A 12,254-nucleotide genomic window follows, 5' to 3' on the forward strand; every position below is an offset into this window, starting at 1 on the left:
AGTACCTTCTGAACAACAAATTTTATCCCCTAATTTCTAAAATTTTCAAACACAATGATAATTTTGCTTGGATAAAATTGGTTTAAAGCGTTTGATTATATTAGAGCCTTGCCCAATCTAACGATTAAAGTAATTGCTCTATTAAACGTTAAGCACAATAAAATTAGCAAGCGAGGATTTACGTTGGATTTTATTACTGTAATCAATCTCGCCGGTAGCGTAGCCCTTCTCTTATGGGGGGTGCACATGGTACAAACAGGCGTGCAACGTGCTTTCGGCGCCAAATTGAACCAAATCCTATCCAAAATGCTGCGAAATCGTATCCAAGCATTTTTTGCCGGTATGGGAATTACAGCGGTTTTGCAATCTTCAACCGCAACAGGATTAATGGTTACAGGATTTACGGCCAATGGTGTTATTGGTCTTTCTTCTGCCTTAGCCGTTATGCTGGGTGCGAATGTCGGCACAACACTTATTGTCCAACTGCTTTCGTTTGATGTGTCCCGCATTGCTCCTTTATTTGTATTAATTGGTGTTATCAGCTTTCGTAGAGGGATGAATTATGTCCGTGATTTTGGGAGGGTTTTTATTGGACTGGGCTTAATTTTAATTTCTCTACATCAATTTTTAATTGTATTGCATCCTTACACCAACCAACCAACCTTGACCCTCATGTTAGGAAGCATTGCGGATCTACCTTTAATCGCGGTAATCATTGCTATGGTACTGACGTGGATGATGCATTCCTCTGTCGCTGTGGTATTGCTTATTGCTTCGTTCGCTTCACACCATACTATCTCACCTCAAACGGCCTTCGCAATGGTGATTGGCTCGAATATAGGTACAGCACTCAACCCTGTATTGGAAGGAAGTGGGAAAGATTGGGTTACCAAACGTTTGCCTATCGGTAATTTACTTAATCGGCTTATTGGCGCTGTCGTTATTCTTTTCTTTTTATCGCCCGTCACGCGTTGGTTTAATGAATATTATCCTGATCCTAGCCGTGCGATCGCTAATTTTCATACGCTTTTTAACATTTTAACCGCAGTAATTTTTCTACCTCTTTTAACTCCCTACGCCAATTTTCTTAAGCGCTTGTTGCCTAGACCTAAAAAAGAAAAATCATCTGATCCGTCTACCCCTATTTATTTGGATAAAGCCGCCATTAAACAATCGCCTATATTAGCCATAGGAAATGCAAAACGAGAATCGTTGCGACTTTGCGATGCTTTGGAAAAAATGTTAGAAGGGGTCAGCGTAACCATGCAAAATAAAACCCTTCAAGCCGCAAACGAAGCACGCAGAGTCGATTATACTTTGGACAAACTCAACAACGCGATTCAAAGCTACGTGACGGCTTTGGATGCTGAATCACTTAGTGAAGAAGAATTGCAACAGATTGAAAAAATTCTTACCTTCGGTATGCAAATTGCAAATGCAGGTGACGTGTTAAACCGAAACGTTATACCGACCGTTCAAAGAATGATTAAACAGCGCATTGATTTACCCAAAGATATGATGTCGTTTCTAAAGGAGATGCTTGATCGTCTACGAAAAAATATACGGGTATCGGCCACGTTGTTAATGAATGAAAACGAAGGCGTCGCTCGGAAATTAGCTGAAGAAAAAGATATTTTTCGAGAAATTGAAAACCAAGCCAACTCTCTTTATTACCAACGATTAAGAAATGAAACCGAAAATAAAAAAATTCAAATACAATTTGGTTCCTATCTGCTCGAATTGGCCAGAGATTTAAAACGTACAAATACCCATGTTGTCGCCTCAACAGCCTATTCTGTTCTAGAGCAATATGGCCTCTTATTACCCAGTCGCCTTCAACCGGAAGAGTCCTCTTCAACAAACGACCTCGCCGACCCCGCATTAGATGAAAACGAGTAAATCGTTTTACGATAGGAAATTCTATGCAACGTTCAAAAGATTTAGTAGGATTAAATAGAAATAGTATTTATGTTCTGCAATTTATTGGGTAATATTGATTAAAATCCCTTCAAATAAAATGGTATTGTGCCTATATACATAAATATCGTTATATTAATCAGAATAAACTACGTATTGATCTTCACGTAAAATTTCTTTACTGCTATCTTTTTGCAATTAAATCTAAATTAGGAATAATTTACTCCCGTGCTGAATAGTTTTAATTGGATTGATCTGGTAGGTCTGATCATCATATTATTCGGAGCATTGTCTGGACTTTCCAGAGGATTTACGCGTGAATTTATAGGATTATTGGGCTGGGTTATTTCAGCCGTTCTGGCTAACCGTTGGTATGGCAATCTTGCCCCCCAAATCACTTCTTATATTAACTCAGATATCATAGCTGCTGTAATTTCGTTCATTAGTATCTTTATTTTAACAAGTTTGGTTATTAACACTGTTGCCAATGCAGTTGTTGGGCCCAATTCCTCAAAATTTTCTTTACTCGGAAGGTTAGATAAACTAATGGGTGCATGTTGTGGAGCCGTCAAAGGCGCTGCGGGGTTATGTATTCTTTATCTTTTAAGTGGCATTGTTTTTTCCAATCAGCAATGGCCACAAGCATTCCAGGAAAGCCAGCTTATTCCTTACCTTTATCAAGGTGCACTGTGTGTTAATAATTTGCTTCCTAGTTTTATGCAAAAAGAAGTTATGGTTCCCCAATCTGTTGCGCCTCGGTTGACGATACCAACAGAAAATGATTTTGAACCCAATACACCGTCTACACCTCCCCAAGATAATCCGATGGGCAACGATGGGCAGGATTCTATCGAACCCAATCAATCTCCTAGCAATGGCAATTAAATTTTTTTATGAAATCAATTGCTATAGCGTTTTTTATGGCCCATCCACCCAATTTACATCAGCATACACTTATACGGATCTATTATGAATTATTCGCCTCATCATCATTGTGATTCATTTGTTTTAGAAGAGGATCGTTTCCACGAAGAATGTGGTGTAATAGGTATTTGGACCACGCAAGATGCCGCTTCGCTTGCAGCTTTGGGATTGCATGCCCTCCAACATAGAGGTCAAGAAGCAAGCGGTATCGTTACCTTTGATAACCATAATTTTCACGTACACCGTGGCTTAGGACTGGTGGGGGAAGTATTTGCTGATCCACGGATTATTTCCAATTTGCCAGGCGGTAAAGCTATTGGGCATAATCGTTACGCCACTACGGGTTCCACGCAATTGCGTAATGTACAACCATTGTATGGTGATTTCGAATTTGGTGGTTTTGCTGTGGCTCATAACGGCAACCTAACCAATGCTCAACGTTTAAAGCAATCCCTAGTTCGAAGAGGATGTTTGTTTCAATCGAGTACAGACAGTGAAGTGTTTATTCATTTAATTGCCGTTTCATTGTATGACACCGTCATTGACCGCTTTATTGACGCATTAAAACAAGTACAGGGTGCGTATTCTTTGGTTGCTTTATCAAAAAATATGCTTATCGCTGCACGTGATCCTCTAGGGGTAAGACCTCTCATATTAGGGAAACTGCCCTCTATTGAACCGAGCCAATCCTGGGTTATTGCGAGCGAAACCTGTGCTTTGTTAAGTATGGGAGCAGAATTTGTAAGGGATATAGAGCCTGGAGAAGTTGTAATTATCAACGACGAAGGGTTGCGATCAATCAAACCTTTTTCATGCACTTCAAAGCGTTTTTGTATATTTGAGTACGTATATTTTGCTAGACCCGATTCAATCATTGATAATACATCTGTTTATGATGCTAGAAAAAGGATTGGGGCTGAATTGGCTCAAGAATCCCCCATAGACGCAGATGTTGTCGTTCCCGTTCCAGATTCGGGGGTGCCCGCCGCCTTAGGGTATGCAGCAGCAAGCCATATTCCTTTCGAACTAGGCATTATTAGAAGTCATTATATTGGCAGAACATTTATTGAACCGACCGACCAAATACGCCATTTGGGCGTTAAACTCAAACATTCCACAAACCGTGTGGCCTTAAAAGACAAAAAAGTTATCTTAATTGATGATTCAATTGTACGCGGTACAACCTCTAAAAAAATTGTAGAAATGGTTAGAGCAGCCGGGGCAACGGAGGTACACCTTCGTATTGCCTCCCCCCCTACAAAATTTTCTTGTTTTTATGGCATAGATACACCAACACAGGAAAAATTACTTGCCTACACTCATACAACCGAAGATATGCGACAATTAATCGGGGCAGATTCCCTCGCTTTCGTCAGTGAAGATGGTCTTTATCGGGCATTAGGGGAAAAAAGCCGAAACAAAAAACAACCAAAATATTGCGATGCCTGTTTTACAGGAGATTATCCTATACCTTTAATTGACCACGATGCGAGTTTGGCCAAAGTCAAATAAAGTGTTGAATACTGTCCCTTTGAAAGATCAAGTCGCCTTTATTACAGGTGCCAGTCGGGGAATTGGTCAGGCATGTGCCATAGCCATGGCACGTGCTGGAGCGCATTGTGTGTTAAGTGCCCGCAATCAAGCAGGATTGCTTAATACGGACAACGAAATCAGAAAAAACGGCAATCAAGCGACGCTATTGCCACTTGACTTATCGTGCAGTAATCGTATTGATGTGCTTGGCCCATCAATAGCAGAACGTTTTCAACGCTTAGATATTTTAGTACACGCCGCCTTTCACTTTGCCCCTTTATCGCCTATTCAGCACATTCACGATACAATTTGGGATCAGTGTCTGACAGCAAATTTAACGAGCTGTAGGCGACTTATACGAACCTTTTATCCTCTTTTAAATAAATCCCATAAAGGAAGGGCTATTTTTGTGCAAGGATCAACCATACCAAATGCATACTGGTCACATATTGTACCGATCAATGCGGCTATTAAAGCACTGATTGAATGCTGGCAATTAGAAATAGCTTCCATTTCCAACGTAAAAGTATCATACATAACCCCCTTGCCGACCCATACATCCTTAAGAACAGGTTTTTATCCTGCTGAGGATAAACAAAACTTATTATCACCTAAGCAAAGTGCTGCGCTTATTTTGTCGTCCATTTTATCTGAGCAAGCACTATAATATATCCGTATTCACGCTTAATAAGCAAATACATAGGGTTTAAAGGTATTTAATGAGTATAATTCGGTTGAAATATATTCGAATCGTATTATATTAGATAATTACTGTCATTTTAGTCGGTAAAATCCATAATGAATTGATCTATATGTAATCTATAAAATATAGGAGGAAAACCATGTTCAATTTTAGCCGTTCCCTCTGCGGTATACTAATCAGTGCGATGATCGCATGGACCATTTACCTGTTGACTATTGATTTTTACTCAATTGTCTTAGGAATGCGTTCCAGTATGTATCCTGTTAGTCTTTCTTTTCCTCCAAGTTGGTTAAACATTCATTATCTCATTAGTTTGAACATTTTAACGCTGAGTATTATTGCCTTATCAGCGGCTTTATCTCAGATAAAAGTACCTTTTTTCGCAGAAAAATCCATCATAGACGGAAGCAAACTCGAAAAGTAAGTAGTCTTTTAAAAATTAAACTAATACAATAAACTTACGAAACGTTTAAACAAATAAAAATTGTTTAAACGTTTTTTAATAATTTACGTTTAAAAATGCCATTAATCCGTTTTACATTTACTATTGGGTTGAAGTAATTCTTTTATAAGATTTCTAAAATAACACCGATGAAAACGTTGGCCGATGGTACGTCGCCAACAAAATTTTTGTGTATCTCTATAAACCGATTGTTTCATCAAAAGAAAAATACGAATTTAAACAATCAATATATTCCAAACTCTTTAAAACGCGAAACGTACGTAGCCATTGGCATAACGTGAGCAAATCTAAAATTAACTTTCCATATCAACATAAATCCATAGTGTGATGTTTAAAACTCACAGGATTATTTATTGAAAATTTTATGAATAACAAAACTCAACGATATACCCGTTTAAATAAACACATTGTATTAGAATATGGCTTTAATTAGAGGTAATATATAAAATTGTTTGGTCACAGTTTAATGTTTTTACCCTTTATGTCAAAACCGCCGAACGGTGAGCATTACCGAACAACAAATCTCGATGGTTTTCATTGATTTTTAACCAAATCATTTCCATAGCAATAAACGTTCAGTTCATCAAAAAAGACTTCGTGATATAATTAAACGAAATATTCGCAAAAATGATCTATTAAGAATATAAAAAGAATGTGACTCCTGTTTAAACGCACTACGATTTAAGTATTTCATAAATGATGTCGCTCTATAATTTCATCATAAAATGCTTTAATTCTGATCGTTTTATTACGTTTATTCTTATTGATCCAATTAAGTTATTAAAATAACCCATTGTAAAAAATCTATTGGTTTTAAAATTTACAGCAACTCAATACAGCTCTTTTTTAAATATTAACAAATTGTTTAAAACATATTCGGTGCTTTTTGAATCAATCGAATATGTGTACTAGGTTGACACCGTAAAAAAACTCTTATGAATCAAAAAGCAATCCCTATTTTCCATTTCATTTAACCGTTTGCAATTTAAATAAGAAAATTTAACAAATTATGTCTATAATAAAGGGCATTATATTGAAACGATGGGCAGAGCACTTTAAAATTATTCATTTAGATAGGAACGCTAATGCATATTGAAACACTTATGAAACAAAGGTACACGACGAAGAAATATAATCCTAACAAAAAAATTCCTAAAGAATTACTTGATAAACTTTTAAATGTTTTGCGCTTAACGCCGACCTCTATCAACTCACAGCCATACCATTTTATTGTTGCCACGTCACAAAAAGCAAAAACAAATATTGCTGAGTCCATGAACGAGGTGTATCAATTTAATGCTGAGAAAGTAATCCAATCTTCACACGCTATTGTCATTTGTTCCAAGACAAATTTGGATGAAGACTATTTGCGAAAAATTGTTGACGAGGCAGATCAAAGCAAACGGTTTAATTCTCCAGCAAGTAAAGAAGAATATTTTCAATTTTGTAAAAATTTTTTACTAACCCATCGATACGATAAGGACTATGTTTTAAACTGGATGAAAAGACAATGTTATATTGCTCTAGGAACCCTTTTAATTGGCTCGGCGGCCCTCGGTATTGATTCTACGGCAATGGAAGGTTTTGATACCCAGCGTCTAGATAAAAATTTCGATCTAAATACTCAACAATTAACAAGCCTTGTTGTCGTGTCTTTAGGGTATAGAGCCGAAGATGATTATAATAGTATTTTGGAAAAATCTAGGCTTCCACTTAAAGAACTTTTCACCTTAATGTAATACGACGAACATAAAACTGACGTGTAGTCGATCATGTATGGTCATGATATGAACGCACAGATTTTTTAAAGTTTTCTATAGATAGCATTAATCGTATTAATAACCATAAATACGAATACAACTTATAAATAATTAACGAAGAAGTAATATCTTAACGTCTATAATTTAAGTTATCGTCTTCTTCATTTATAGCCTAAGCCCTATTCATGATTATTATCCCAAGGTTATTTTCTCTTACAATCCATTAAAATAAACTGATGTTTGCCACAATTTATTTTATGCTTCACATCCATTAAATTTAAGAAAATTAAATAAAAACCTTGTAACATTCGAATGCTTTTATCGGAAAAATTAACGTTACACCGTTTATTGAAGCGATCAAAACATAGTTAATTAACAAAACAAACCATTATTGTTTTCATCCATCATCAAATTTATCAATTGAATGCCTATTCTTTTCTGAAGTTAATATTTACGTAAAAATAAAATTTCCATAAAAATTATCTATGTTCCAAAACGTTGTTTCATGACAAAATAAAGTTTTATTTTGCAAAAAAGTGTGGTTTTTCTCATTCTAAATAAAATTTGAATTCAAACTAAGCAACTAGGCTGGTTGAGTTGCTTTGCTATAAAACCTGAGTCTGGTATCCTTTTAACAGTGTATATAAAACCAATAGTTCTATGACCCTTGCCTCTTTTTAAACAAATAGGGCGATAAAATTAACTTCAATGACATACATGTGGTATTTTATAGGTTAGAATTCACATAGCTACCTATATCAAATACAACGCAGAGTTAACAAAAGGAATTTTAATCGTGATTCACCTTTTTGAACCTTGGTCCATAGAAAATCTAAGACTTGAAAATAAAATCGTTATTCCTCCTATGTGTCAATACAGTGCAGAACACGGCAAAATGACAGATTGGCATCGAATCCACATAGGAAGTATGCTTAAATCAGGGGCAGGCTTGTTCATCGTTGAGGCCACAGCGGTTTCCCCTGAAGGTAGAATAACGCCCTACTGCGTAGGATTGTGGAATGACGAAACTCAAGAGGCCATGCAAAAAATGTTGCACTCGGTAAGAAAATATTCTTCTATGCCCATTGCCATACAACTGGCTCATGCAGGTAGAAAAGCATCCACTTATGAACCGTGGAAAGCAAAGGAACAGGCAGAACGCGCTATACCCCCCTCTGACCCATTAAGTTGGCAGACAATAGCCCCATCGGCCCTACCGTATGAGCCCGAAGATCCTATACCACAAGCAATGTCCTCTGATGCGTTGGAAAGAATAAAACGAGCTTTTGTCGATTCGGCTTTGAGATCTGAAGCCCTAGGCTTTCAAGGAATTGAGCTTCACATGGCGCACGGTTACTTGTTTCATGAATTTTTATCGCCACTTACCAACAAACGCGACGATCAATATGGCGGAAGTCTAGAAAATCGTATGCGATTCCCATTGGAAGTTTACCAAGCGGTCAAAGAAAAAATCTCAAACACAATACCGTTATGGGTAAGAATATCCGCCACAGATTGGACTGAAAATGGTTGGAACCTTGAGGATTCTATTGTTTTTTGCAAAGCATTAAAAAAGCATGGATGTCCCCTTATCCATGTATCCACTGGGGGCTTAAGTCCGCAACAAAAAATTCCTGCTGGCCCTGGCTTCCAAGTTTACTTTTCGCAAGAAATACGAAAACATGCCTCTATCCCTACTATAGCGGTAGGATTAATTGATCAGGCAAAACAGGCGGAAACCATTTTAGCATGCCAGCAAGCCGATGCGGTTGCCATTGGGCGGGCAATTCTTGCTAACCCTCATTGGCCCTGGATAGCTGCCGAACAGCTAAATCGAAAAATACATACCGCTCCCCAATATTGGAGGGGAAAAACAAATCCTAAAGCAGATATATTTAAAATCCCTTAAATTATAATAGAGGATTACAACCCTTTCACTTTTCATGAAATGTTTAAAAAAAGTTTTTGATCTAGGAACTGATTTTAGAGGGGGATAACAACATGCAAGAAGAAAGTTTTTGACAGGCTGCTCTTGCTGTTGCTTGACTCAACCCTGTTACTCTGGCCCGATAAAGTTTGTTTTTCCCTACTCTAACCGCTTGTATTTGCTGGTTTCCTAATTTCAAGGCCGCATGTGTTTTGGCTTTTGCCACCGCAGTATGTGCCTGAGACGAAGAAACGAAAGCCCCTACTTGAATACCCCACTGCCCTACAGAAGAAACATTTTTTTCATATTCAAAAGATTTTAATTTATGCTTGGATGATCTATTAAAATTATTTCTTTCAGGCACAGACACAAGTTGATAACTTATGGGTTTCCGTATTGCGCGATACTGATTGGCCGATGCAGAAGTCAGGATTATAGGTGGCTCTAAATTTCGTCGAGATGAAGAAGTAATCTGCTTTGAGGTTTGATTTCTATTAGCGACGGAATATCCTCTTGATGCCCATGTTGAAGCAACAGTAGAAGTATTGATAAATGACGTCCTACGGGATTGGTCAAATCGTTTCCATCGTGTAGGATAGGTTGTTGTATTGGACGATGAAGAGGCCAGCATAGCAACTTGCGTAGTCGCTTGCTGTTTGCTTTGTAAACTTTGCCTATTCAACGCTTCTGTAGTTGCGTCATCCATCCTATTCAAACTGGCATAGTTTAAGCTATCCGTTGCGCTGGAGTTGTTCCTTTTATTACTCCATGCCTGTTGAACTTCTAGCGCTTGGCCCGAAAAATTTCTCTTTGTATAAAAGGCAGATTGGGGCTGGGCGGCAGAGGCATAAATTTCAGGATCAAGATTTGTATTGTTTTGGTGACTTTCAACTAATAAATCAGCTTGAGAACGCCTAAGCGGAGTAATGCCTTGGATTTGAAAGCCTATTGAAGCGACGTAGCGCCGGGTTTCCAAAGGCAAGCTTCTGTTTCTAGTCAAAAAATCATCTAAACGACCGGGTCCACCATTATAGGCTGCTAAAAAACCAGGAGAGCCATAAATATCATACATTTGTCGGATATAAGCCGTACCCGCCATGATATTATCATGGGGATCATAGGCATCGTCACCCAAATTATAAGCTATCCGCATTTCATCGTAAGTGGGTGGCATAAGTTGCATCAACCCCATTGCACCGGGTCCAGACGTCACCAATTGACCATTTACATAAAGATTTCCACCTGATTCTTGTTTCATTACCGCACGTATCCAAGCATCAGGGACATCGAATCGTCTAGAAGCTTCATAAATATATGGCCCCCAAGGATCACCAGGAGGGCCAGGCGGAGCATAATATGATTTAGCACGCGCTTTGTAGTTTGCCACTTCTTGCGCAATAGGTATTTGTTGACGGTATGAAGAAGATGAACACGCTGAAATAAATAATACTAAAGAAGGTAAAAGCCCATATTTCAAAAAATTATTATAAAGATACTGAATATTTAAACGCAACGTGTGTGAATACAACAAACCAAAAAGTGGTAATTTTCTATGATTTTCACAACGAGACATTCTATACTACCTCTATCTTTTTTGGGAAATAGGTACGCTTTACGTTTAGACGTTAATCGGAATTAACAAGATGTATGGTTGCTTGCATTCTAACAAAGAAAACACTCTATTACTATATATAATCCGTTTTAAATATCCTATTTGAAAGTTAAGTGATTGTTGCACAGATATGATTTGCACCCTATTATACCAAGCAAAAAAGATAGAAATTGAATGATTTTCTTATTATGTAATAAAATGAACCGATACAACGCTTGTTGCAAATGAATTTAACGAAATAACCACACAAACCACTGACCCTTAGAACATATGACCTATTATTTAATAAAAGCTTTTCGCAATCGCCCGAATAATTTAACGCTTGCACTGATGGATATTGCTGAAAGCTTTCGTTTATGGCGATTAGGCCTATCGTTAGGATGGTTCGATATTAAATTACGCTACAAAGGTTCGTTTTTTGGCCCTTTATGGATTACGTCCACCTCTGCCGCCATGATTGGTACTATGGGTCTTATTTACAGTTCACTGTTTAATATGGACCTCCATCTTTACTTACCTTACATTTCTCTTGCTATAATTTTATGGGATAATGCAATTGCAATTTATTTAACAGACGGATGTTTTTGCTTTATTCAAGCAGAAGACGTCATACATTCGGTTAAGATGCCCTTTTTTATCCAAGTCATACGCGCTACAACGCGAAACTTAATCATGTTGGGACTTAATTTAACTATTCCTCTTATTGTTCTGCTTTATTACCATTTGTGGCCAGGTTGGATGATTTTGATGTGCATCCCCGGAATCTTAATCAACATTATAAATGGATGGGCTATTTGTTTATTTTTAGGATGCATCTGCGCACGCTACAGAGATATACCTCAAATTATCAATAGTTTAATACAAATTATTTTTTACGTGACCCCGATTATCTGGATGCCTACACAATTGCATAACAAAACAGCTTTGTTGTTAGCAAATCCTTTTTACACGATGATTGAAGTTATTCGCGCACCTTTGATGGGGAAATTTCCATCTGCAAATGTTTGGGGAGCTTTATGTTTATACTCCATATTCATTATCGCTATCTCTTTTTTCGTATTCGTTAAAAAAAGATCCCACTTGGCTTTTTGGATATGAATAATACAGAACATAATCCATACAAATTAATTATTATTAATTGATTTGAATAAAATGACTTAAAAAATCAAATGGTTCATTTTGGTCGAATAAAACGCAGATTATCTTTGCATAAACTAGAAAGAATCAAGGCATTGCTTTCTAAGCGAATAATTTTGTCATTCATTTAATTCCGTATGGTCTTTTTTACGAAGTATACTTATATACTTGTACAGGATTGAATTAACCAAGAAACTCAACTATAGCTTTTTTATAGTTAAATCGGATAAATTTTCTTTTAAATCGTCTTTATCATAAATCAACCAGATAATATGAAC

9 protein-coding genes are annotated in these 12,254 nt (G+C 37.2%); 8 read left to right on the forward strand and 1 reads right to left on the reverse strand.

Features of this window, described 5'->3' with window-relative positions; genetic code table 11:
* The first annotated feature begins 183 nt into the window (after nucleotides 1–183).
* From AABE15_RS08940 to AABE15_RS08970, 7 genes are all read left to right on the forward strand, one after another.
* Nucleotides 184–1,899 (forward strand): Na/Pi cotransporter family protein, encoded by a 1,716-nt coding sequence (locus AABE15_RS08940; protein WP_338330950.1) that lies wholly within the window; start codon nucleotides 184–186, stop codon nucleotides 1,897–1,899.
* Nucleotides 1,900–2,145: 246 nt separating this feature from the next.
* A complete protein-coding gene (locus AABE15_RS08945; RefSeq protein WP_338330951.1) occupies nucleotides 2,146–2,802 on the forward strand; it encodes a CvpA family protein in 657 nt (218 codons plus the stop codon).
* 84 nt (nucleotides 2,803–2,886) lie between these two features.
* Nucleotides 2,887–4,353 (forward strand): amidophosphoribosyltransferase, encoded by a 1,467-nt coding sequence (gene purF / locus AABE15_RS08950; RefSeq protein WP_338330952.1) that lies wholly within the window; start codon nucleotides 2,887–2,889, stop codon nucleotides 4,351–4,353.
* Nucleotide 4,354: 1 nt separating this feature from the next.
* Nucleotides 4,355–5,041, forward strand: coding sequence for an SDR family oxidoreductase (locus AABE15_RS08955; protein ID WP_338330953.1), 687 nt, complete (start codon nucleotides 4,355–4,357; stop codon nucleotides 5,039–5,041).
* 175 nt (nucleotides 5,042–5,216) lie between these two features.
* On the forward strand, nucleotides 5,217–5,501 hold the full coding sequence (locus AABE15_RS08960) for a hypothetical protein (protein WP_338330954.1): 285 nt from the start codon (nucleotides 5,217–5,219) through the stop codon (nucleotides 5,499–5,501).
* A 1,124-nt stretch (nucleotides 5,502–6,625) separates the two neighbouring features.
* A complete protein-coding gene (gene nfsB, locus AABE15_RS08965; RefSeq protein ID WP_338330955.1) occupies nucleotides 6,626–7,279 on the forward strand; it encodes an oxygen-insensitive NAD(P)H nitroreductase in 654 nt (217 codons plus the stop codon).
* An 817-nt stretch (nucleotides 7,280–8,096) separates the two neighbouring features.
* Nucleotides 8,097–9,209 (forward strand): NADH:flavin oxidoreductase/NADH oxidase, encoded by a 1,113-nt coding sequence (locus tag AABE15_RS08970; protein WP_338330956.1) that lies wholly within the window; start codon nucleotides 8,097–8,099, stop codon nucleotides 9,207–9,209.
* 61 nt (nucleotides 9,210–9,270) lie between these two features.
* Here the strand turns inward: AABE15_RS08970 and AABE15_RS08975 are convergent, their stop codons facing one another.
* Nucleotides 9,271–10,800: a lytic transglycosylase domain-containing protein gene (locus AABE15_RS08975; protein WP_338330957.1), complete on the reverse strand. Its 1,530-nt coding sequence runs from the start codon at nucleotides 10,798–10,800 to the stop codon at nucleotides 9,271–9,273.
* A 309-nt stretch (nucleotides 10,801–11,109) separates the two neighbouring features.
* Between AABE15_RS08975 and AABE15_RS08980 the strand changes: the two genes are divergently transcribed.
* Nucleotides 11,110–11,937 (forward strand): ABC transporter permease, encoded by an 828-nt coding sequence (locus AABE15_RS08980; protein ID WP_338330958.1) that lies wholly within the window; start codon nucleotides 11,110–11,112, stop codon nucleotides 11,935–11,937.
* Nucleotides 11,938–12,254 lie beyond the last annotated feature (317 nt).

It is taken from the genome of Commensalibacter sp. Nvir (assembly GCF_963921845.1).
Taxonomy (GTDB): Bacteria; Pseudomonadota; Alphaproteobacteria; order Acetobacterales; family Acetobacteraceae; genus Commensalibacter.